Genomic DNA, 23409 nt, shown 5'->3' with positions numbered 1-23409 from the left:
AGGGCCAGAAACTGGCTAAGAATAATCCTAAAGGGAAGTGTAGCGTACTCTTAATACCGCTGTCACCTGGCAGGTTGCGGATGATCGCGACGGAAGAGCTCCCACTCCTCAATCACCTCGCCACTGGGCAGTTTACACTCGGTGCGCACACCCTGCGGGCTCTGAACGGGGATCTGCTCTCCCCCTTTTTCCAGGCAATAGACAGAGGCGGGATTGGCCATGCCGATGGTCTGCGGCGGTTTCGGCGCGTCGGGCGGTGTGGAATGGGTGGTACACGCGGCAAGGGGCAAGGCCAGAGCCAGTAGCAAATATCTCTTCATTTTCATCCTCCTGAATTTCATGAACGTTAGGGTAACGGGTCGGCCGCGCTTTCTCCATGATTTCTCCATCATAACTGCACTTTTGATGCGTAATCTCATGCCTGTTCTCGATATGACCAGAGAACATCATTCCGTAATCAAGATGTTTTGCCCCGGTTCACCATCGGGGCTTTTTTTCTTTTCGCCCCCCCCTTTCTGAATATATAAAATTTCTTATATTCATGTTTTACTATGGCTGAAGTCTAAAATTTCAGCATAACATGCAGATGCGGACGTCTTCTGCATGGGAGTCTATCTACGTCATGTCGGATACTATCCTTGCCCGGGTCTCTGAAACCCTCTCAACCGAGCAATCTCTTGAAAGCCTTGTTCGCCAGCTGCTGGAAATGCTGGAGATTGTGACCGACATGGAGTCGACCTACCTGACGAAAGTCGATATCAGCGCGCGCCTGCAGCATATTCTGTACGCCCGCAACAGCAAGCAGATGCAGATCCCCGAAGGACTGAGCGTTCCCTGGGGCGATACGCTGTGCAAGCGGGCGCTGGACAGCAATGCGATTTTCAGTAACGAGGTGGCTGTGCGCTGGGCCGACTGCGACGCGGCGAAGGCATTGGGGATAACCACCTACGCCAGTATCCCGATCTATCTTGCTGATGGCTCGCTGTACGGTACGCTGTGCGCGACCAGCACGCAGAAAAAGCAGCTCAGCGATCGCGCCGAGCAGGTGCTGAGACTGTTTGCAGGATTGATTGCCCAGTACATCCAGAAAGAGTCCCTCCTTTCCCAGTTACGGGAAACCAACGCGGCGCTGATTGCGCACTCCTACACGGATGCCCTCACCGGGTTACCCAACCGACGCGCGATATTTGAGAACCTCAACACCCTGTTCTCGCTGGCGCGGCACCTGAAGCGCCACGTCATTATTGCCTTTATCGACCTCGATGATTTCAAATGCATTAACGACCGTTATGGACACGAAACCGGCGATCGGTTCCTGATTGAAGTGGGTAAACGCCTGACGGCGGCACAAACCCAGGACGATATTATCGGCAGGCTGGGGGGCGATGAGTTTATGGTGGCCTGTCTGAGCGTTTGCGACATTGACGATGAACACGCGCAGATAACCCCGCTTAAAACCCGACTGAGCGCCTGTATTGCCGGTGAGTACCGGCTGGATAACGTAGATATCGTTTATCCCGGTGCGAGTCTTGGGGTGATTGCCGTCGATCCAGCCAAAACCGATGCCGACAGCGCATTGCGTGCGGCGGATATCGCGATGTATCAGGATAAAAAAGGGAAAAGCAAAACAGGCTTTCTCATGATGGATTAACCCCGTACACTCTGGGGCGTTTGATAAACCGAAACAGGTGATAGCATGAGAATCGGAATCCTCTTCCCGGTCGTGATCTTTATCACGGCGTTAGTTTTTCTGGCATGGTTTTTTGTCGGTGGTTACGCCGCGCCGGGGGCATAAATGAGAAAGACAACAATTATTATGCTGCTGGTGGCTGTCGTCGCCGTTGCCGGAACGCAGCTTGGCTGGTGGTAACGCCCGCGCATAAAAAAGGCCGCCATCAGGCAGCCTTTTTCAACGCATCTTGAACTTAGCTTTTGATTTTTCTGTAGATAAACAGAACAACCAGCGCACCAATCACCGCGACGGCAAAACTGCCGAAGTTGAATCCGTCCACTTTACCGAATCCGAACAGGGTGCTGATCCAGCCGCCAACCACCGCGCCGATAATACCCAGTATTATGGTGACGATAAAGCCACCGCCATCTTTGCCCGGCATAATCCACTTCGCCAGGATACCCGCAATCAGACCAAAGATAATCCAGGATAAAATTCCCATAGCTTTCCTCTCCGTATGGTTTTTGTCGTTAAATCAACAACACGGAAAAGCATAGCACAGGATTTCAGAAAGGAAATTTGTGATATGCATCACAGTGGTTGACTGCCTGTTTAATGAGCTATCAAATAAATTCGTGCTCCACAAGAAACGTGGGGTTGCATCTTCAGTTGAGAAAGATTATCTTTCTCAATACTGAATAGTTGAGCAAAACACTCAGGTATTCAGTACGACATTGCTCACATTGCTTCCAGTATTTCTTGCCCACTTTTTAGTGGGCTTTTTTTTGCCTGACGCATCGCGTGGCGCAGCCCCTCCCTCACCCGCCAGGCAAAAGCCAACGCTCCCCACCAGGATCATCAGGCTTGTCCCTGTTCAGCCCTGTGTTAAAATTTCGGCCTCAGGGAGCTGACAGGACACAGGAAAATGAACAAGATCATTGCCGTTGCGATCGTTTCAACACTGCTGGTTCTGCTGTCTCTCTACGCTGTTAATGCAGTTATCGTCGAACAGCAGCAGAGTAAGCAGCATGAAATTGCCCATACGTTTTTACGCTACTCTGAAAGCTTAACCCTGAGCGTGGCGAGCACGCTCAAGCGCACGTCCTCGCAGGGGTGCGATAACGCGAGCCTGGACAGCTTCAGGAAAATAAAACTCAACAGCCGCTATTTTGATGACATTGGCATAATTAAAGACGGGCACGTCATCTGCACGGCTTTCTGGGGCAAGCTGCCCTCTCCGGTTGCGCTTCCAGCCGAACTTCATACCACCCCCAACGGCTTTACCCTGGCGCAATTCTCGCAGCCTGATTTTTTCACCGGCAACGCGGCGATTTATCACAATGTGATTATTTTTACCTCGCAGCACGCCTACGATAAATTCAGTCCCGTCACCGCAACCTATTCGCTCAGTTCCACAACCAAAGATTTCGGCAGAATCTTCTTCTCTACCGCGCCATCGGATCAGCGCAGCTGGTTACGGTCATCGTTATTTACGCTGAGCGAGACGCAGTGCAGCACGAGATGGGATCTCTGCGTGACGGTGAAACATCATGATGCCGGTCTGGCTTCCTTGTCCGTTGCGGTCTTTATTCTCCTGTGCGTGGTTTTCTATTTTATCTGGCTCTCCCTGACGCTGTTTTCGATTCGGCTGTATGAAGACCGATCCTCGCTTGAGCGGACGCTGGTCAGGGCGGTGAAGAACAACACCATCGATGTGCACTACCAGCCGGTCGTGCAAATCAGCAGTCATAAAACCGTGGGTGTAGAAGTGTTATCTCGCTGGCGGGACAACGCGCATACGGACGTTTCGCCTGAACTCTTTATTCCGTTGATTAAAAAGATCGGGCTGTATAACACCTACTACCGCAACATGATCAAAAAATCTCTCTGCGAAATTGCGCCACTTGCCCGCCAGCATCAGCTGATGATCTCCCTCAACGTGGGCCGGACGGAAATTGAAGACAGGCAATTTATCGATCTGATCCGCCGTGAGTGCCAGCTGAATGCTATCCCGCTGGCGTTAATCAAAATCGAGCTGTCTGAAAATGCGGTGTCCCACGCGGGTATTCTGGAGGAGTTTTGCAAGGCGCTACATTCAGCGGGCATGAATATTTCAATAGACGATTTTGGGGTACAAAATTCGAATCTCGCCAGGCTGTCGGACCTTGAGTACGACGAGATCAAAATCGATAAATCGCTGGTGGATGGTATTAACGAGCATTACAAGCGGGACATTTTTGTTATTTTCAGCGACGCGCTTTCAAAGCTCAATAAGACGCTGGTGTTTGAAGGGGTGGAAAATGAGGCGCAGTATCGCTTTATCGCCGGGCGCTATCCCAGCGCCCTGATTCAGGGGTGGTATTTCTCAAAATCCCTGACCATTGAAGAATTATCAAAACGGCTGAGGAGCACATCACGCTGAAGTGGCCCCGACGGGCCAGCGCGCCGTCCAGTTGTAATTGATACGCACCAGCTGGAGTTTTCCCGCCACGTCCCCGTAGCGCTGCGTCCGATTCTGCAGGAAAAACACCCTGAGATATTCCGGCATACGAGCAGCCTGATAGCGCAGCAGCGTGGTATGCCAGAACGGCGCTGGCAGGGGCACATTTTCATGTCTGGCGAGCAGTTCGTCTCTCCACGGCGTGTTAAGAACTGCCTCACAAAAAGCCTTACGCCAGGCCACTGCCGTCGGATTAGGTATGCCGGCCAGCAGCAGTTGTCCCGGTAAGGCCACCAGCCTTAATTCGTTGATCCTTATGGATTGCCCGTCATAAGGTGCCCATGCGTGGGTGAGCGCCTCGACGTGGGACGGAAGGTGTTGATCAGCCTCATAAAGCGGTAACGTCAACGGTAAAAAGGTAAAATGGAAACCGTCCACGGGCTGAAGATCCGCACGCGGATCGTGGTGCGTGAGCGTATGCAGCGCAGTGAAAAGCCCGGCGATTTCCGCCGACATCGGCGGCTGAAACCCCGTTGCCAGGGCAAATTTATGCGGTGCGTAGTACGCAGGTATCGGGCCGCCGGTGTCAGCGTGCTCTTGCCACAGCGCCAGCGTGTGGCAGTTGGTCGACTCGTAAAGCGCGTCCAGGTCTGATGCGTCCATTTCACCTACCGGTTATTGATGGCCTACTCGTTGCCCCAGGTATTCAGGAAGTTAGCGATATCGTCGATGCGGCTGGCCTTGATACCGGCCTGCTCAGCCATCTCTTTTTGCGCCTCTTCGCTGATCTCACCACTGTCCGTGAGGCGCGTGATCAACAGCTGAAAATAGTGTGCCAGCGGCGTACGCTCCTCTTCATTAACCGGTTCGGCCGTTTCCGTCGCGTATTCATCGGTAATGTCATAATATTTCAGTGGAATGTCGTTGTTCATAGCATGTCTCTTATGTGAGCGTGAGTAATGGTGCAAGCCAGCAGTCGAGTATAGAGAATGCCCCCTGCCCCTGGCGAGTCTGTTCGACATAAAAAAAACGGGAACCCAACGGCTCCCGTTATTCATAACCCAGAATCTGGATGACATGTTTGCAACAATTGTGCTTTTCATGTCTTAAACAATCCGGTCTGCGGATTCAAACCATTCCATGTCATCACCGTGAAAGACCAGACTGCACTTATTGCTCTGATTTCATTCTGGAGCAGTACGAGTGTCACATAAACTTTATTCGTCCCATAAGGTGGTGCCAGGCGAAAGCATTATGCTGCCGAATATTTACTTCCTTTCACTCGTCCTCCGGTGATCTGCAGGCAAAAATGATGACATGCCTGGCCTGCTTTTGCCTGTAAAACGCATCGGTCATTATTGTTAATTCGAGTTGAGAAAATTGATCCGGGACGGGCTTTCTTAACATGTTATTGATTTTAATGATTTTTATTGCATTACGAAGCACTTAAAGCATTTTAAAATGTAAATAAATTTCAACTTTTGTCAGTTTGCGCTTGGAAAAATCGCAAAAAATGTCATGAAAAATCCTAAATTAACCCTATTAAGACTAGGTTTAACAGAATTAGGTTACCTTTGTAACTTATTGATTTAAAAATGTTGTTTATTTTTTGCAGGTCTTTTTGCTATTTATATGTGAATTTTAGTTAAATATAATTTTGTAAATTTTATGTTTTACGATGCGATACCCAGAAACATCAATGCAACACTTGTGTTTTTAAACTTAAAAAATCTCACTAAATGGATTTTTGTGTCGCACCCAATACCTCTTGCAGTGTTTTGCTTTGATAAATTAGTCCCATTGTCACATTTTCTCCATTTTAATAACATTTCATTGCATCAGATGAACACCGAAAACCTTTCGAATGGAGAAGGCGCCGACATGGAAATGGGAAAGATAAACTTCTAAGGAGTCTTTGTGCCTTTTGTCTCTGACGAGCTTCTGTATGGATACACGATTTTCCAACATCTTGAGTATCGGCTTTCAACAAGAACGCTTATCAATACCAAGAATGGACGTATTAAAAGATTCGGTACGACGAAAGCGAGACTGTTCGAGTATCTCCTGGCGGGGATGGATAGTGAAATTGTCTACGATAATGACATTATCGTACACGTTTTTGACGATTATGGACTTCGGTGCTCGAAATCCTATTTGTTGTCCATGATGAAAAAAATCCAGAACGCGTTTAATACCGTGGGCTTTGAACGATACCCTTTTACAAGAATGTATGGGAAAGCGTACAAAATAGACTGCGAATCTTTAGAGCGCATATATATTTTCAAACCTTCTTCACAATGACAATGAAAAATTACATAAGGAATGAATTTTGACGGCGCTATTAGTTTTTTCACGAAACTTCCCAATGAGGCAGGCAGTTACTTCGTTGACCTCAGCCAGGGGGGAAGTATTCTACTTTGACAACCGGTTGGAATTTTTAGTAAGCGCGACCATCCTGGACAAGTCCTACATTCTTATCGATACGATAGGAGAGAATAGCGAGAACATCCGATGGCTCTATTACCGACTCGCGGCAAGAGGGTTATTACGACTAACCTATTTTATTGCGCCAGAGGATAATACGGAGAACGTTTTTTTAAAATTTTTCCGACTCGTCACCACGCTTAAAGATCTTAAGCAATTGTGCGAGCGCGCCTCTAAATATTGGACAACAGAAAGTCCATGCGTATTAAAAGACGTGCTTTACCAGAGGCTATCGATGCGGCTGTCAGACGATCATTTAGATTTTCTACTGAGGGTTTATGATCAATCGACGAGCCAGTATCGGATAAGAAATAAATATGAAACCAATAAGAATTACTACGTGCGAAATCGTCTGGCATTAGGCAATGGACTGGAGATGAAACAGCTTATTTTACTTTTATCAACGCAAAACCTGAGGTGCTAATAGATAAATAATCATCATTCATTGCCTCGAACGAAAAACTCTTATTTTGCGGCCTTGTTCCGCCCTTCCTGCGCAAAATTTAATTTTGCGCAGATACCTTCAATCCTGAGGATATATAGCTATGCAAATGAAGTTAAGTAGTGTCTTTCGAAATATGGTCGCGGCTGCAGCCGTTTCTGGAATTACTTTTGCAGCCGTCGCAGCCGATGGACAGATCAATTTTACCGGTACCATTCTGGATTCGGCCTGTACGATTGATACCAATACGGCAAATCAAACCGTCAATCTCGGCAAAATCCCGAAAAGCTCGTTCAACGCGGCCGGGGCCGTTGCTGCCGCAACCCGCTTCAGCATTGTGTTAAACAACTGCCCTGCGGCCGTGACTTCTGCCTCCATCAAGTTTGATGGTAATGCGGACAGTTCGGACACCAATATTCTTGCGCTGAACAGCGGTCAAACGGCGAAAGGCGTTGGCGTTGCGTTTTATGAAGAAGATGGCATCACCGCGATTCCGCTGGCTACCCAATCCAGGAGCATCACGCTTGACACTAGCGCAGGCGAAGAAGCCGCTAACAGTAATAAGATGACTTTCGTGGCGAAATATAAGGCGACGCAGGCTGCCGTGGTTGCGGGTACTGCAAACGCAACGTCAGATTTTACCATTACCTATCAGTAATACGCCGGGCGTACCTTAGGTGCGCCCTGTTGTCTCTTGCTGAAATGTCGGGGAAGAAGGATGAGTCAACTTATTCGAACGATTGTATTATTAAGCGCTTGCTTGTTCTCCATGATGGGTCAGGCCAGCATTACCGTCGGCGGAACTCGCTTAGTTTATAATGAGACTGAAAACGAAGCCTCACTCCCTGTGAGCAATAGTCAGGATGCTGTACCCTATTTAATTCAGTCATGGGTTGAGTTAAGTGAGAACTCGAAAGAGCAGGTTCCTTTTATTGTGACACCGCCGCTTTTCCGCCTCGATGGTGGCCATGAAAATGCGCTGCGAGTCATTTATACAGGCGAGAAAGTGCTCCCTGAAAATCGCGAGTCTGTTTTTTGGCTTAACGTTAAGTCTATTCCTTCAATGACCCGATCAGATGAAAATCGACTGCTGATTGCCGTTAAGACGCGGATGAAGCTTTTTTTCCGACCTGCGGCCCTGGCGTCAGAAAAAGCAGATGAGGCATGGACTCAATTAACGTTTAAGCCCAACGGCGAACGTCTGGTGATTAATAATCCGACGCCGTTCTATGTTTCGCTTTATTCATTAAAGGTTGGCAATAAAACTATTACCCAGCCTCCAATGATCTCACCCTTTAGTTCCGAAACGGTGGTTGGCAGTGGAAAACAGGTTAGCTGGAAAGCCATAAATGATTTTGGTGGCGTCACGACAGAAAAGCGCCAAACGCTGAAATGAAAAATATTATCAACGCGCTATGTCACTCTCGCAGGTAAGCAAGGTGAATACTTTTTCTTATTCTCGAAATACATTTTTCTCTGGTTCGTTGCCACACCGCGCAAGTCGACTCTCGGCGATAGCGACTTTTATTTTGGGCGTGTTTCCCGCAGCCGCAGGCGATCTTTATTTCATGGCCGATGCGCTTGAAAAAACAAACTCGACGTCCCAGGGCATCGATCTGGCACGCTTCGAGCGTGGAGAGCAGTTACCCGGTACCTACAGGGTAGAAATATGGCTTAATGAAAATTATATTCGAACGGAAAATATCTCTTTTATACCTGTAAACAGAGTCGGGTTGGCGCCTGAGCTTAACCGTGGAATGCTGGAATCACTCGGCACCAGGGTTGATGCATTTCCTGAATTAGCCATGCTTCCGGCCGAGGCCATTATTACCGATCCCGGCGCATTTATACCGGATGCCACTACCCGGCTGAATTTTGACAAGCAGAGACTGGATATCTCTATTCCTCAGTCGGCGCTTAACGCGCGCGCGCGCGGCACCGTTGACACGTCGCTCTGGAACCAGGGCATTTCTGCACTGCTGGTCAATTACAGCATCAATGGATCGCGCAACTGGAGCAGGGACGGTGAAACCCAGGATCAGTTTTACACCAACCTGCAAAGCGGCATTAACGCTGGGCCGTGGCGTCTGCGTAACTACAGCACCGCGACGAAGAACAACGGAAAACAGTCATTTTCGTCGCTGAATACCACCCTGAGCCGCGACGTCCAGTTTTTGAGAGCGCAGTTTCAACTGGGGGAAACCAGCACTCCCGCCGACGTGTTTGACAGCGTCATGTTTCGCGGCGCGCAGATTTTTTCTGACGACACGATGCTACCGGAAAGCTTGCGCGGCTTCGCCCCTATCATTCGGGGGATAGCCCGCACCAATGCTACGGTTACCGTGAAGCAAAACGGTTACACGGTTTATCAAACCTACGTGGCGCCCGGCAGCTTTGAAATTCGCGATCTCTATCCTACGTCGGCGAGCGGCGATCTGGACGTAACCGTCACCGAAGCCGACGGCAGCGTCCAGCATTTTGTGCAGCCTTTCTCTGCGGTTCCCGTCATGTTGCGGGAAGGACGCGTAAAGTATGCGTTGAGCGGAGGAGAGTACCGAACCACGAAGAGTGGTGCCCAAACGCCCTTATTCGGTCTGGGCACGATGGCCTATGGCCTCTCCAATAATCTCACGCTGTACGGCGGCCTCCTGGGAGCGAGTAACTATGCGTCCGGGGTCCTGGGTACCGGCTTAAGCTTTGGCGATATAGGCTCACTGTCGGCCGACATAACCGTTGCCGATAGCCAACTCGTTGATGAGAAAAAACGCCGCAGTCGGGGACAGTCCTATCGCGTGCAATATTCTAAAACGGTGGCCACAACCGACACCACCGTGACGCTCGCCAGCTATCGCTACTCTACAGAGGGATTTTATACCTTTCAGGAAGTGAATGAATTTAGCAGCCAGCGCTACAACAAGCGGAGCCGCCTGCAGCTCAACCTTAGCCAGTCGCTACAAACCTGGGGTAACTTTTATATTTCGGCATACCAACAAGACTACTGGAGCAAGCGGGGCTATGAACGCAACGTCAGCACCGGTTTTAACACCAGTATTAGCGATATTAATTACTCGCTCGGCTACACCTACAGTGAAACGCCGGGCAAAGACCGTAAAGATCAGATTGTAGCCTTTAGTCTGCAGGTGCCGCTGAGCAAATGGCTGCCGCAAAGCTGGGCCAGCTACAGCGTGAATATGCAAAAGAACGGCGCTGAGACGCACCAGGTCGGACTGAGCGGCACCGCGCTCGCCGATAATAACCTGAGCTACCTGGTCCAGCAGGGCTATACCTCGTCGGGCGGGGAATCGAGAAGCTCTCTGAGTGGTACCTATAAGGGCGGCTACGGCACCGTGAGCGCGGGCTACAACCACAGCCGACAGAACAGCCAGATGAATTTCGGCCTGCAGGGTGGGATCGTCGGCCATAACCATGGCGTGACATTCTCTCAGCCGCTGGGAGATACCGTTGTGTTACTGGAAGCGCAGGGTGCGTCCGGCGTGAGAGTTCGCAATAACCCCGGCGTGAAAACGGACTGGCGCGGATACGCAGTGGTGCCCTATGCCAGTGCCTATCAGGAAAACCGTATTGCGATTGACACCGGTTCACTGGGAGCAGATGTGGATGTTACCGAGTCCGTGGTCAAGGTTGTTCCTACGCGCGGCGCCGTGGTACGCGCTACGTTCAAGGCACGAACGGGAGTCCGTGCCTTGATAACGCTGATGTATCGGAACTCGCCTGTACCCTTTGGCGCGATGGTAAAGCTCAACGAAAGCGATGCGATGAGCATTGTGGGGAATGACGGCGAAGTCTACATGAGTGGCCTGAACGACGGTGATGGCATGACGGTACAGTGGGGACCAATAACCTGCCGCGCCAAAATAACCTTGAACGCATTACCGGGTAAAATTCATCGTACTACCGCGACATGTCGTTAACTTTCTGAATGCATTGATTCGCATTATTACTTTTGCGAGAGAAGGCTTACGCCTCGCCTAAAATGAAGGAACATATGATGTCCACCGTATTTAAAATCGCGACGGCTGCTATGGTTAGCGCTATCTCTATGAATGCCTTTGCGCTGTGTTCTGCAAACGATATAGCGGTCAACTTCGATCATAATATTGTCGTTCAGCGGGATGCGCCCGTAGGGACGGTATTAGCAACGCTAACCACCCGTAATCCCATAAAATGTGACCCTGAAGGGCAGCAAATTGGATACGATGGCTCATGGTTTATTCAACTCTCTGGAGCAAATGCGGATTATGGCACCTCCCCCCTGGCCAACGTGCGGGCGACGGAGGTCCCGGGTATCGGCATACGATGGAAGAACTTTTCCAGCACCACCGGAACCAGCGAGTTTGTCTCCAGAATGAACCTGAATAACGCGAGCTGGAGGCGAGGGATCCTACAGGATGGGGTATCAACCTTCACAGATACCTTTGAGCTGATCAAAACCAGCACCACCCCAGTAACGGGCTCTATACCCGCGTTGACGCTAAGTATGGAATACAGCACGCCGGTCAGTAATAACATTCAACGCCTGCAGCTTTATAAGTATATATTTTCGCCAATGAATATCAGCACCGCATCCTGTCAGATCGAAGATAAAAATCTGAATATAAATATGGGGATTGCGCTGTTGCCGAAGTTTAACGGCGTGGGCAGCACCCAAAATTCGGTGACGTTTTCCATACCGCTTATCTGTAGTGAACAGACCGCAGTAAATGTAACGCTGGATAACGTCAGCCCGCTTGCCGATCCTGCCAACGGCGTACTGGGGTTAAATAGCAACTCGACAGCAAAAGGTCTGGGCATTCAGCTGAAATATAACGATGCGCCCGTTCAGTTCGGCAAACTTATCAAATATGGCACGGCGGCCTCGCCAGGGGAGGTCGTCAATATTCCCTTCAAGGCGGCGTATTACATGACCTCAGCGAATGCACAATCAGGCTCGGTGAGCGCCACGGCGTCATTTACCATGACCTATCGTTAACTCTTAATTTAAATGGTCTGATGCGCGATAAGCGAAAGGAGCCCGCCGGCCTAATGCCGGTCAGTTAAGTTGAATGGCTTTGTTTTTTTAAGGACTATGTTGATGTGTTTGGCCTGGCTTGAATGAGCGGTTTTGATAATTATCCGAACACTAATAAAAAAACGGGAACCCATCGGCTCCCGTTCTTCTTTAACCCATACTCTGGATTACATGTTCGCGATAATCGCGTCGCCAAACTCTGAACATTTCAGCAGCTTAGCGCCTTCCATCAGACGTTCGAAGTCATAGGTGACGGTTTTCGCGTTAATCGCGCCTTCCATACCTTTAACAATCAGGTCTGCGGCTTCAAACCATTCCATGTGACGCAGCATCATTTCTGCGGACAGGATGATAGAGCCTGGGTTCACTTTGTCCTGGCCTGCATATTTTGGTGCAGTACCGTGGGTCGCTTCGAACAGCGCGCACTCGTCACCGATGTTTGCGCCTGGCGCAATACCGATACCGCCAACCTGAGCAGCCAGCGCATCGGAGATGTAGTCACCGTTGAGGTTCATACAGGCGATAACGTCGTACTCGGCAGGACGCAGCAGGATCTGCTGCAGGAACGCATCGGCGATCACATCTTTAATGATGATCTCTTTACCAGTGTTCGGGTTTTTGATTTTCTGCCATGGGCCGCCGTCGATCAGCTCACCGCCGAACTCTTCGCTCGCCAGCTGGTAGCCCCAGTCTTTGAACGCGCCTTCGGTGAATTTCATGATGTTACCCTTATGAACCAGGGTCACGGAGTCACGGTCGTTGGTAATAGCATAGTCAATGGCTGCGCGAACCAGACGCTTGGTCCCTTCTTCGGAGCACGGCTTGATGCCGATACCGCAATGTTCCGGGAAGCGAATTTTCTTCACGCCCATCTCTTCGCGCAGGAATTTAATCACTTTTTCTGCATCAGCAGAGTCCGCTTTCCACTCGATGCCCGCATAAATATCTTCTGAGTTTTCGCGGAAGATAACCATGTCGGTGAGTTCAGGATGTTTAACCGGGCTTGGGGTGCCCTGATAGTAACGGACCGGACGCAGACACACGTACAGGTCAAGCTCCTGACGCAGTGCGACGTTCAGGGAACGAATACCGCCGCCGACCGGGGTGGTCAGTGGGCCTTTAATGGCTACGCGGTAGTCGCGGATCAGGTCCAGCGTTTCGGCTGGCAGCCAGACATCCTGGCCATAAACATGCGTTGATTTTTCACCGGTGTAAATTTCCATCCAGGAAATTTTACGCTCGCCTTTGTAGGCTTTCTCAACAGCGGCATCAACCACTTTCAGCATTGCCGGGGTAACGTCTACACCGATACCGTCACCTTCGATGAACGGGATAATTGGATTGTGAGGAACGTTAATCTTGCCGTTTTGCAGGGTGATCTTTTTACCTTCCGCCGGAACAACTACTTTGCTTTCCATTAACCTCTCCTTCGAGCGCTTCTGGTTGTTACTGATCTTATGTTAATAAATTGTAATGAGCCTTCCGATAGTACCTGATTGTCCGACGCCATGAAAGGTCTTCGTTATTAGGCTATAATGCGGCAATTGATACAGCCTGAAAATACCATGAAGAAAACTTCTTTTAGAAAACACCGGGTTGAGCGATTCAGCTCACAACAAGCCACCAGAAGCCCAAAGAAAACCCAGCCAACGCGGGTGATTCTGTTCAATAAACCCTACGATGTTTTGCCGCAGTTTACTGACGAAGCCGGACGCAGCACGCTCAAAGATTACATCCCCGTCCAGGGGGTTTACGCCGCCGGTCGTCTCGATCGCGATAGCGAAGGCTTACTGGTCTTAACCAATGATGGCGCGCTTCAGGCGACGCTCACCCAGCCGGGGAAACGTACCGGAAAAATCTATTTTGTGCAGGTTGAGGGCGAACCGGATGAAGACGCCCTGGCGAAACTGCGCACGGGCGTGACGTTAAACGATGGCCCCACGCTTCCGGCCGGAGTTGAACTTGTCAGCGAACCCGAGTGGTTATGGCCGCGCAATCCGCCCATTCGCGAGCGCAAATCGATTCCGACCAGTTGGCTCAAAATCACCCTTTATGAAGGCCGTAACCGTCAGGTGCGCCGCATGACGGCCCACGTTGGCTTCCCTACGCTGCGCCTGATCCGCTACGCCATGGGTCGCTACACGCTGGATTCCCTGGCAAACGGCGCATGGCGAGACATTGCCCCTTAAGGAGAAATGATGTTTAAACCGCATGTTACGGTCGCCTGCGTGGTGCACGCGCAGGGCAAATTCCTGGTCGTTGAAGAGACCATCAACGGCAAGGCGCTGTGGAACCAGCCTGCCGGGCATCTTGAAGCCGACGAAACGCTGGTACAGGCTGCCAGACGCGAGCTGTGGGAAGAGACCGGGATCCACGCCGAACCGCAGCATTTCATCCGTATGCACCAGTGGATTGCCCCGGACCATACCCCTTTCCTGCGTTTCTTATTCGCTGTCGAACTTAACGAAACATGCGCTACTGAACCGCACGATGACGATATCGATCGCTGCCTGTGGGTCACTGCCGATGAGATCCTGAACGCGCCAAACCTGCGCTCCCCGCTGGTTGCCGAAAGCATCCGCTGCTGGCAGTCCGCCGCGCGCCTGCCGCTTGAGGTTATCGGCGAGTTTAACTGGCCGTTTACAGAGGGTGTCAATGGTGGGGTGGCGTGATAGAATACGCCGCCTTGAAGTTCAATGTCGTGAGTATTCCATGTCAGATAACAGCCAGAAAAAAGTGATCGTCGGCATGTCCGGCGGTGTCGATTCCTCCGTTTCCGCCTACCTGTTGCAACAGCAGGGTTATAAGGTGGAGGGCCTGTTCATGAAGAACTGGGAGGAAGACGATGGCGAGGAATATTGCACCGCTGCTGCGGATCTTGCCGATGCGCAGGCCGTGTGCGATAAGCTCGGCATTGAGCTACACACCGTTAACTTTGCCGCAGAATACTGGGACAACGTCTTTGAACTCTTCCTCGAAGAGTATAAGGCGGGCCGCACGCCAAACCCGGATATTCTGTGCAACAAAGAGATCAAATTCAAAGCCTTCCTGGAATTCGCCGCTGAAGACCTGGGCGCAGATTATATTGCGACCGGCCACTACGTGCGTCGTGCAGATGTGAATGGCAAAAGCCAGCTGCTGCGCGGTCTGGATGGCAATAAAGATCAGAGCTACTTTCTTTATACGCTAAGCCACGAACAGATTGCCCAAAGCCTGTTCCCGGTTGGCGAGCTGGAAAAGCCGGAAGTGCGTAAAATCGCCGAAGCGCTGGACCTGATCACCGCTAAGAAAAAGGACTCGACCGGCATCTGCTTTATCGGCGAGCGTAAATTCCGTGAATTCCTCGGGCGCTATCTCCCTGCACAGCCGGGCAAAATCGTCACCGTTGACGGCGATGAAATCGGTCAGCATCAGGGGCTGATGTACCATACCCTTGGTCAGCGTAAAGGGCTGGGTATTGGCGGCACCAAAGAGGGAAGCGAAGATCCGTGGTACGTGGTCGACAAAGATGTCGAAAACAATATTCTGATTGTCGCTCAGGGCCATGACCATCCGCGCCTGATGTCCGTAGGGCTGATTGCGCAGCAGCTGCACTGGGTCGATCGCGAGCCGGTAAAAGGCACCCTGCGCTGCACGGTGAAAACGCGCTACCGTCAGACCGATATTCCCTGCACCGTCACCGCGCTCGACGACGATCGCATTGACGTGCGTTTCGACGAGCTGGTTGCCGCCGTCACGCCGGGCCAGTCCGCGGTGTTTTACAGCGGTGAAATTTGCCTTGGCGGTGGGATCATTGAACAGCGCCTGCCGCTGCCCGCTGTTTAACACGATTGCACACATAAAGGAGAACGTGTGGCGAAGAACTATTACGACATCACCCTGGCGCTGGCAGGAATTTGCCAGTCAGCCCGTCTGGTGCAACAGTTAGCGCATCAGGGTCATTGCGACGCTGACGCCCTGCACGTTTCACTTAACAGCGTTATCGACCTCAACCCCGGCTCCACGCTGGGGGTTTTCGGCGGCAGTGAGACGAACCTTCGCCTCGGTCTTGAAACCTTACTCGGCGTGCTCAACGCCAGCAGTCGCCAGGGTTTAAACGCCGAACTGACCCGCTACACCTTAAGCCTGATGGTGCTGGAGCGTAAGCTCAGCGCCGCGAAAGGTGCGCTGGATACCCTTGGCGATCGCATCGCCGGGCTTCAACGCCAGCTTGATCACTTTGATCTGCAGTCTGAAACCCTGCTGAGCGCCATGGCCGGTATTTATGTCGACGTGATCAGCCCGCTGGGGCCGCGTATTCAGGTCACCGGCTCCCCTGCCGTTCTGCAAAGCCCACAGGTGCAGGCGAAAGTTCGCGCTTCGCTGCTGGCTGGCATTCGTGCCGCCGTGCTGTGGCATCAGGTTGGCGGTGGCCGCCTGCAGTTAATGTTTTCTCGTCAACGCCTGACGACTCAGGCAAAACAAATTCTTGCTCATTGTTAACCTCCCGGAGTTGCGAATTATGGAATTATCCTCACTGACCGCCGTTTCCCCTGTCGACGGACGCTACGGCGATAAAGTCAGCGCGCTGCGCGGGATCTTCAGCGAATACGGTCTGCTGAAGTTCCGCGTACAGGTAGAAGTGCGCTGGCTGCAAAAGCTGGCCGCTCAGGCAGCAATCAAGGAAGTTCCTGCTTTTGACGCCCAGGCAAACGATTACCTCGATAAAATCGTCGCTGACTTCAGCGAAGAAGATGCCGCGCGCATTAAAACCATTGAACGCACCACCAACCACGACGTTAAAGCGGTTGAGTATTTCCTGAAAGAAAAAGTGGCAAGCGTCCCTGCGCTGCAGGCGGTGTCGGAATTCATCCACTTTGCCTGCACCTCTGAAGACATCAATAACCTGTCACACGCGCTGATGCTTTCCACCGCGCGCAAAGACGTGGTGCTGCCTTACTGGCGCAAAATCATCGATGCGGTAAAAGCACTGACCGTAGAGTACCGCGACATTCCGCTGCTTTCCCGCACTCACGGCCAGCCAGCTACCCCCTCTACCATGGGTAAAGAGATGGCCAACGTGGCGTACCGTATGGAACGCCAGTATCGCCAGCTGGAACAGGTTGAGATCCTCGGTAAAATCAACGGCGCGGTAGGTAACTATAACGCCCACATCGCCGCCTACCCGGAAGTGAACTGGCATCAGTTCAGCGAAGAGTTCGTGACCTCTCTGGGCATTCAGTGGAACCCGTACACCACCCAGATTGAGCCGCACGATTACATCGCCGAGCTGTTCGACTGCATCGCGCGCTTTAACACCATTCTGATCGACTTCGATCGCGACGTGTGGGGCTATATCGCGCTTAACCACTTCAAGCAGAAAACCATCGCCGGTGAAATTGGCTCTTCCACCATGCCGCACAAGGTTAACCCGATTGACTTCGAAAACTCCGAGGGCAACCTGGGCCTGTCTAACGCCGTACTGCAGCACATGGCGAGCAAACTGCCGGTTTCCCGCTGGCAGCGCGACCTGACCGACTCCACGGTGCTGCGTAATCTCGGCGTGGGTATCGGCTACGCGCTGATCGCCTATCAGTCTACCCTGAAGGGTGTGAGCAAGCTGGAAGTGAACCGCGACCGTCTGCTGGACGAGCTGGATCACAACTGGGAAGTGCTGGCAGAGCCGATTCAGACCGTTATGCGCCGCTACGGCATTGAAAAACCGTATGAGAAACTGAAAGAGCTGACGCGTGGTAAACGTGTGGATGCAGAAGGCATGAAACAGTTTATTGACGGTCTGGCACTGCCGGAAGAAGAGAAAACCCGCCTGAAAGCGATGACTCCTGCCAATTACATTGGCCGCGCAACCACCATGGTTGACGAGCTGAAGTAATCTCCCTTCCCCCTTTTCGCCTGAAAAGGGGGTTGCTTTTCACTGGTTTATTCAATGTTTATCCCCAAAACAACATAATCGGCGTTAAACTATTCATACCATTAATTTAGGGAGAACAGATGATGCGCGTATTGGTTGTTGAGGATAACGCATTGCTACGCCACCACCTGAAAGTACAGCTTCAGGAGATGGGACATCAGGTGGACGATGCCGAAGATGCGAAAGAAGCGGATTATTATCTCAATGAACACCTGCCGGATATCGCCATCGTCGATTTAGGTTTGCCCGATGAGGACGGCCTGTCGCTGATCCGTCGCTGGCGCAGCCATGACGTCTCCCTGCCGGTGCTGGTGCTGACCGCCCGTGAAGGGTGGCAGGATAAAGTAGAAGTCCTCAGCGCAGGCGCGGACGATTACGTCACCAAGCCGTTTCATATTGAAGAGGTGGCCGCACGTATGCAGGCGCTGCTGCGCCGCAACAGCGGTTTGGCTTCACAGGTTATCTCCCTTCCGCCGTTCCAGGTTGACCTCTCCCGCCGTGAATTCTCGATTAACGATGAGGTGATTAAACTCACCGCGTTTGAATACACGATTATGGAAACGCTGATCCGCAACAACGGCAAGGTCGTCAGCAAAGATTCCTTAATGCTCCAGCTTTATCCCGATGCGGAGCTGCGTGAAAGCCACACCATCGACGTGCTGATGGGACGTTTACGCAAAAAAATTCAGGCACAGTATCCGCAGGATGTGATCACGACGGTGCGTGGTCAGGGCTATCTGTTCGAATTACGCTAAATGAAAGGGATCGTACGCCATCTTTTCCCCCTCTCTCTGCGGGTTCGCTTTCTGCTGGCCACCGCTGCCGTGGTGCTGGTGCTCTCCCTCTCTTATGGGATGGTGGCGCTGGTCGGCTATAGTGTGAGCTTTGATAAAACGACCTTCCGCCTGCTGCGTGGCGAAAGTAACCTGTTTTACACCCTGGCGAAGTGGGAAGATAACCACATCACCGTGGATATGCCCGAACACCTGAACCAGCAAAGCCCGACGCTGGCAATGATTTATAACGAAAAAGGCAAACTGCTGTGGGCCCAGCGCGATGTCCCATGGCTGAAAAAGCGTATTCGCCCGGAATGGCTCAAGACAAACGGTTTTCATGAGATTGAGGCCGACCTTAACGCCTCCAGCGTGTTGCTGCGCGACGATCGTTCTTTGCAGCAAAAACTGAATGAGATCCGCGAGGATGACGACGGCACAGAAATGACCCACTCCGTCGCCATTAATCTCTATCCTGCCACCATGAATATGCCACAGCTGACTATCGTGGTGATCGACACTATCCCGGTTGAGCTTAAACGCTCTTATAAGGTCTGGAGCTGGTTCGTGTACGTTCTGGCGGCCAACCTGCTGCTGGTGATCCCGCTTCTATGGATTGCCGCGTGGTGGAGCCTGCGCCCAATTGAGTCGCTGGCGAAAGAGGTCCACGAACTGGAAGAGCATCATCGTGAGAAGCTTAACCCCGAAACCACGCGCGAACTGACCAGCCTGGTGCGTAACCTCAACCGTCTGCTGAAAAGCGAGCGGGAACGCTATGATAAATACCGCACCACGCTCACCGACCTCACCCACAGTCTGAAAACGCCGCTGGCGGTGATGCAGAGTACGCTGCGGTCGATGCGCGGCGAAAAGCTTAGCGTCGACGAAGCCGAGCCGGTGATGCTGGAGCAAATCAGCCGTATCTCCCAGCAAATTGGCTACTACCTGCACCGGGCCAGCATGCGCTCCGGCAGCGCGTTGCTCAGCCGAGAACTGCACCCGGTCGCTCCGCTGCTGGATAACCTGACGTCGGCGCTGAACAAGGTTTACCAGCGTAAAGGGGTGGACATCAGCCTGGATATCTCGCCGGAGATCAGCTTCGTCGGTGAGAAAAATGACTTCATGGAAGTGATGGGCAACCTGCTCGATAACGCCTGCAAGTATTGTCTGGAGTTTGTAGAGGTCTCCGCCCGCCAGACGGATAACGAACTGCATATTATCGTCGAGGACGATGGCCCGGGCATTCCCCATAACAAACGCGACCTCGTTTTCGATCGCGGACAGCGGGCCGACACCCTGAGACCCGGCCAGGGCGTGGGATTATCCGTCGCGCGCGAAATTGTCGATCAATACGATGGCAAGATAGACACCGGCGATAGCCTGCTCGGCGGCGCGCGAATGGAAGTGATTTTTGGCCGTCAGCAGCCCACATCGGATAATAGTTAAGCCGTTATGTGAAAAAAGCGATGATCTCGCACGCAGGCTCCCGTCCTTCCGTTATAATCCGTCTCAGTAAGAGCCTGCGGAATAAAAAACATGGATTATCACTTAACGCTTAACTGGCCCGAGTTTATCGAACGTTACTGGCAAAAACGCCCGGTCGTTCTGAAACGCGGGATCAGCAATTTTGTCGACCCTATCTCCCCTGACGAACTGGCCGGTCTGGCCATGGAAAACGAAGTGGACAGCCGTCTGGTGAGCCATCAGGACGGAAAATGGCAGGTCAGCCATGGTCCTTTCGAAAGCTACGATCACCTGGGTGAAAACAACTGGTCGTTACTGGTTCAGGCGGTAAACAACTGGCACGAACCGACTGCGGCGTTAATGCGTCCGTTCCGCGCCCTGCCCGACTGGCGAATGGACGATCTGATGATCTCCTTCTCGGTGCCGGGAGGCGGCGTAGGTCCGCATCTGGATCAGTATGACGTGTTTATCATCCAGGGGACTGGCCGTCGCCGCTGGCGCGTGGGTGAGAAAGTGCCGATGAAACAGCATTGTCCGCATCCCGACCTGCTTCAGGTGGACCCGTTCGAGGCCATCATCGACGAAGAGCTGGAGCCGGGCGATATCCTCTATATTCCGCCGGGATTCCCGCATGAGGGTTATTCCCTGGAAAACTCGCTCAACTATTCCGTCGGGTTCCGCGCGCCAAGCGGTCGCGAGATGATCAGCGGTTTTGCCGACTACGTTTTACAGCGCGAGCTGGGCAGCTACCGTTACAGCGATCCGGATGTGCCTGCGCGTGAACATCCGGCGGATATTCTGCCCGAGGAGCTGGATAAGCTGCGCGGCATGATGCTGGATCTGATCAACGAGCCGGAACATTTCAGGCAGTGGTTTGGCGAATTTGTCAGCCAGTCCCGTCATGAGCTGGACGTCGCACCGCCGGAGCCGCCGTATCAGGCCGATGAAATTTACGATGCGCTGCAACAGGGTGACAAGCTGGTTCGCCTGGGAGGTTTACGCGTACTGCGCATTGGTGAGGACGTTTTCGTCAACGGCGAGAAGCTGGATTCCCCGCACCGTCCGGCCCTGGAGGCGATCGCCAGCCATATGGTGTTAACGGCGGATATCTTCGGTGACGCGCTTGAAGATCCCTCCTTCCTTGCGATGCTGTCCGCGCTGGTGAACAGCGGGTATTGGTTCTTTGAGGACTGAGTCGCGATTATGCCCGGTGGCGCTGCGCTTACCGGGCCTACAGGGTAGTACTTTTGTAGGCCGGGTAAGGCGTAGCCGCCCCCCGGCTTTTTTCACTTCCGCTCCCCCGCCATAAAATCGTCTGTCACTCCCGCCCAGTCCACCGGATATAGCCCTTCGGCGACATCACGATGAAAGGTTGAAAACGGCCAGTCGGCGACCTGCCGGACATAGCCATGCTTTACCGGGTTGATGTAGATGTAATCCATATGCCGCCGGTAATCTTCCTCATTACGCAGGGTGTGCTCCCAGAAACGGGGTTGCCAGATGTGACGCATCTCAATGTTGCGGCTGAAGGTCTTTTTAATGTCGCGCCAGCGGCCGGAAAAGTCGCAGTCCCCTTCCGGTAAGGTCCAGATACAGTGCATGTGTTCCGGGAGGATGACCCAGGCGTTGATGTGAAAGGGTTTAGAACGTTTAACCGTTGCCGTGGCAGCACGCAGACTTTGGATATGGCGGGTGAGCAGATCGCTCTGGCGGTTTTGCAGGTTAACGGTGAAAAACCAGGTTCCGCCGGGGACGTAATGACGACGGTAGTTTGACATGAGCGCTCCTTGCCTGAAAGCCCGGTGGCGCTGCGCTTACCGGGCCTACAAAATCCATAAACGTAGGCCGGGTAAGGCGTAGCCGCCACCCGGCTAAAAGCACCTACCGTTTCGCAGTCAACTCCGCGATCCGCACAATCACCTGCACCGCTTTTTCCATCCCTTCCAGCGTGACGAACTCGTGCTTGCCGTGGTAATTGTAGCCCCCGGTAAACAGGTTTGGACACGGTAGTCCCATGAAGGAAAGCTGTGAGCCATCGGTGCCGCCGCGAATCGGTTTAAGATTCGGCTCAATGTCGCAATCACGCATCGCCTGCTGGGCGATGTCGAGAATATGCGGGTGCTCCATCACCTTGTCGTGCATGTTGTAATAGCTGTCTTCGATGATCAGCTCAATATAGCAATCAGGGTGCAGCCCTTTGCCGACCTTTTTAGCGATTTCCATCATCTTACGCTTGCGGGCTTCAAAGGCTTTACGGTCAAAGTCGCGTACGATGTAGTGCATCTGCGCGCTGTCCACGGTACCCTTGATGCTGGTCAGGTGATAGAACCCCTCATAACCTTCCGTCATCTCCGGGCTTTCTTCTGCCGGAACCTCGGCATGAATGCGTGCGGCAAGCGACAGCGCATTGACCATCACCCCTTTGGCGGAGCCGGGATGAACGTTGTTACCGACGATTTTGATGGTGACCGAGGCCGCGTTGAAGTTCTCATACTCCATTTCGCCCACGCCGCCACCGTCGACGGTATAGGCCCACTGGGCGTTAAAGGCTTCGACGTCGAAATGTTTGGCCCCTTTTCCGACCTCTTCATCCGGCGTGAACGCCACGCGAATATCACCGTGGGGAATGTTTTTTTCCTTCAGCACCGCCAGAGCCGTCATGATTTCGGCGATACCGGCTTTATCATCCGCCCCCAGCAGCGTTTTGCCGTCGGTGGTGATCAGGGTCTGCCCCAACAGCTGATGCAGCACCGGGAACATGACCGGGGATAACACTTCATCGCCGATTCCCAGCGCAATGTCCCCGCCGCGGTAGTTTTCGACAATCTGCGGATTGACATGTTTACCGCTAAAATCAGGTGAGGTATCGACATGGGAGATAAAACCAATCGCCGGGATATCCCCGTCGATGTTCGCTGGCAACGTGCCCATCACGGTGCCTTTCTCGCTGAGCGTGACGTTGACCAGCCCCTGCGCCTCAAGCTGCTCTTTCAGCAGGTTTAATAGCTTCCACTGGCCTTCGGTGCTGGGCACCTGTCGGACACCCGGTTTAGATTGGGTATCCAGCGAAACGTACTGTAAAAAACGTTCAAGTAATTTATCCATGCAGTCACCCTCACTTTTTGTGACAACATTATCAATAAGCATCAAAACCCAAATATTGCGTCAGGTCACTTTTATCCCGCAAACGAGAA

Annotated in this window: 22 protein-coding genes; 15 read left to right on the top strand and 7 right to left on the bottom strand. The window is 52.3% G+C overall.

Annotation, left to right across the window (positions count from 1 at the left end):
• Positions 1 to 62: 62 nt before the first annotated feature.
• Positions 63 to 320, bottom strand: coding sequence for a DUF333 domain-containing protein (locus tag QLG21_RS21030; protein ID WP_042320506.1), 258 nt, complete (start codon positions 318 to 320; stop codon positions 63 to 65).
• A gap of 302 nt (positions 321 to 622) precedes the next feature.
• On the opposite strand from QLG21_RS21030, the gene QLG21_RS21025 reads away from it, so the two are divergent.
• Positions 623 to 1651, top strand: a complete 1029-nt coding sequence (locus QLG21_RS21025) for a sensor domain-containing diguanylate cyclase (RefSeq protein WP_282485145.1) — start codon at positions 623 to 625, stop codon at positions 1649 to 1651.
• Positions 1652 to 1696: 45 nt separating this feature from the next.
• A complete protein-coding gene (locus QLG21_RS21020; RefSeq protein WP_042319583.1) occupies positions 1697 to 1795 on the top strand; it encodes a YoaK family small membrane protein in 99 nt (32 codons plus the stop codon).
• 130 nt (positions 1796 to 1925) lie between these two features.
• On the opposite strand, the gene QLG21_RS21015 is transcribed toward QLG21_RS21020, so the two are convergent.
• The gene (locus QLG21_RS21015; protein ID WP_137848398.1) at positions 1926 to 2174 is read right to left on the bottom strand and encodes a GlsB/YeaQ/YmgE family stress response membrane protein; all 249 of its coding nucleotides are present in this window, start codon (positions 2172 to 2174) and stop codon (positions 1926 to 1928) included.
• 423 nt (positions 2175 to 2597) lie between these two features.
• Here QLG21_RS21015 and QLG21_RS21010 point away from each other — a divergent pair, with 423 nt between their 5' ends.
• Complete coding sequence (locus QLG21_RS21010) at positions 2598 to 4094, top strand: cyclic diguanylate phosphodiesterase (protein ID WP_282485144.1); 1497 nt, start codon at positions 2598 to 2600, stop codon at positions 4092 to 4094.
• Here the strand turns inward: QLG21_RS21010 and QLG21_RS21005 are convergent.
• Together QLG21_RS21005 and QLG21_RS21000 are read right to left on the bottom strand one after the other, a co-directional pair.
• Positions 4086 to 4775, bottom strand: a complete 690-nt coding sequence (locus QLG21_RS21005; protein WP_282485143.1) for a hypothetical protein — start codon at positions 4773 to 4775, stop codon at positions 4086 to 4088. The genes QLG21_RS21010 and QLG21_RS21005 overlap by 9 nt on opposite strands.
• A 23-nt stretch (positions 4776 to 4798) precedes the next feature.
• Positions 4799 to 5044: a DUF2543 family protein gene (locus QLG21_RS21000; protein WP_006174784.1), complete on the bottom strand. Its 246-nt coding sequence runs from the start codon at positions 5042 to 5044 to the stop codon at positions 4799 to 4801.
• 2097 nt (positions 5045 to 7141) lie between these two features.
• On the opposite strand from QLG21_RS21000, the gene QLG21_RS20995 reads away from it, so the two are divergent.
• The 4 genes from QLG21_RS20995 to QLG21_RS20980 all read left to right on the top strand — a co-directional run bounded on the left by QLG21_RS20995 (position 7142) and on the right by QLG21_RS20980 (position 12028).
• Positions 7142 to 7696 carry a fimbrial protein gene (locus QLG21_RS20995; protein ID WP_137903911.1) on the top strand — a complete coding sequence of 185 codons (555 nt, stop codon included), beginning with the start codon at positions 7142 to 7144 and terminating at the stop codon, positions 7694 to 7696.
• 60 nt (positions 7697 to 7756) lie between these two features.
• Entirely contained in the window at positions 7757 to 8434 is a 678-nt protein-coding gene (locus tag QLG21_RS20990) for a molecular chaperone (protein WP_282485142.1), read from the top strand.
• Between the two features lie 172 nt (positions 8435 to 8606).
• Positions 8607 to 10970: a fimbria/pilus outer membrane usher protein gene (locus tag QLG21_RS20985; RefSeq protein ID WP_282485141.1), complete on the top strand. Its 2364-nt coding sequence runs from the start codon at positions 8607 to 8609 to the stop codon at positions 10968 to 10970.
• Positions 10971 to 11044: 74 nt separating this feature from the next.
• Positions 11045 to 12028, top strand: coding sequence for a fimbrial protein (locus QLG21_RS20980; RefSeq protein WP_282485140.1), 984 nt, complete (start codon positions 11045 to 11047; stop codon positions 12026 to 12028).
• Positions 12029 to 12234: 206 nt separating this feature from the next.
• On the opposite strand, the gene icd is transcribed toward QLG21_RS20980, so the two are convergent.
• Positions 12235 to 13485: an NADP-dependent isocitrate dehydrogenase gene (gene icd, locus QLG21_RS20975; protein ID WP_006174760.1), complete on the bottom strand. Its 1251-nt coding sequence runs from the start codon at positions 13483 to 13485 to the stop codon at positions 12235 to 12237.
• A 117-nt stretch (positions 13486 to 13602) separates the two neighbouring features.
• Here icd and rluE point away from each other — a divergent pair, with 117 nt between their 5' ends.
• The 8 genes from rluE to QLG21_RS20935 all read left to right on the top strand — a co-directional run bounded on the left by rluE (position 13603) and on the right by QLG21_RS20935 (position 21409).
• Complete coding sequence (rluE, locus tag QLG21_RS20970; RefSeq protein WP_088207485.1) at positions 13603 to 14256, top strand: 23S rRNA pseudouridine(2457) synthase RluE; 654 nt, start codon at positions 13603 to 13605, stop codon at positions 14254 to 14256.
• 9 nt (positions 14257 to 14265) lie between these two features.
• The gene (locus QLG21_RS20965; RefSeq protein ID WP_042319579.1) at positions 14266 to 14739 is read left to right on the top strand and encodes an NUDIX hydrolase; all 474 of its coding nucleotides are present in this window, start codon (positions 14266 to 14268) and stop codon (positions 14737 to 14739) included.
• A 40-nt stretch (positions 14740 to 14779) separates the two neighbouring features.
• Entirely contained in the window at positions 14780 to 15892 is a 1113-nt protein-coding gene (mnmA, locus tag QLG21_RS20960; protein ID WP_282485139.1) for a tRNA 2-thiouridine(34) synthase MnmA, read from the top strand.
• 27 nt (positions 15893 to 15919) lie between these two features.
• Positions 15920 to 16549, top strand: coding sequence for a high frequency lysogenization protein HflD (hflD, locus tag QLG21_RS20955; protein ID WP_006174752.1), 630 nt, complete (start codon positions 15920 to 15922; stop codon positions 16547 to 16549).
• A gap of 19 nt (positions 16550 to 16568) precedes the next feature.
• Entirely contained in the window at positions 16569 to 17939 is a 1371-nt protein-coding gene (gene purB / locus QLG21_RS20950; protein WP_282485138.1) for an adenylosuccinate lyase, read from the top strand.
• A 122-nt stretch (positions 17940 to 18061) separates the two neighbouring features.
• Positions 18062 to 18733, top strand: coding sequence for a two-component system response regulator PhoP (gene phoP, locus QLG21_RS20945; protein ID WP_042320504.1), 672 nt, complete (start codon positions 18062 to 18064; stop codon positions 18731 to 18733).
• Complete coding sequence (gene phoQ, locus QLG21_RS20940) at positions 18734 to 20197, top strand: two-component system sensor histidine kinase PhoQ (RefSeq protein ID WP_282485137.1); 1464 nt, start codon at positions 18734 to 18736, stop codon at positions 20195 to 20197.
• 90 nt (positions 20198 to 20287) lie between these two features.
• Positions 20288 to 21409, top strand: a complete 1122-nt coding sequence (locus tag QLG21_RS20935; protein ID WP_137903916.1) for a cupin domain-containing protein — start codon at positions 20288 to 20290, stop codon at positions 21407 to 21409.
• 92 nt (positions 21410 to 21501) lie between these two features.
• Here QLG21_RS20935 and QLG21_RS20930 read toward each other — a convergent pair whose 3' ends face one another.
• Positions 21502 to 21993 (bottom strand): transposase, encoded by a 492-nt coding sequence (locus QLG21_RS20930; RefSeq protein ID WP_137903917.1) that lies wholly within the window; start codon positions 21991 to 21993, stop codon positions 21502 to 21504.
• 103 nt (positions 21994 to 22096) lie between these two features.
• Positions 22097 to 23320 (bottom strand): peptidase T, encoded by a 1224-nt coding sequence (pepT, locus tag QLG21_RS20925; protein WP_282485136.1) that lies wholly within the window; start codon positions 23318 to 23320, stop codon positions 22097 to 22099.
• Positions 23321 to 23409: the final 89 nt, after the last annotated feature.

The organism is Enterobacter sp. V87_3 (assembly GCF_029967835.1).
GTDB classification, from domain to species: Bacteria; Pseudomonadota; Gammaproteobacteria; order Enterobacterales; family Enterobacteriaceae; genus Enterobacter; species Enterobacter cancerogenus.
Note: the sequence above shows the minus strand (reverse complement) of the source record. Positions and strands in the feature narration are given on the sequence as shown.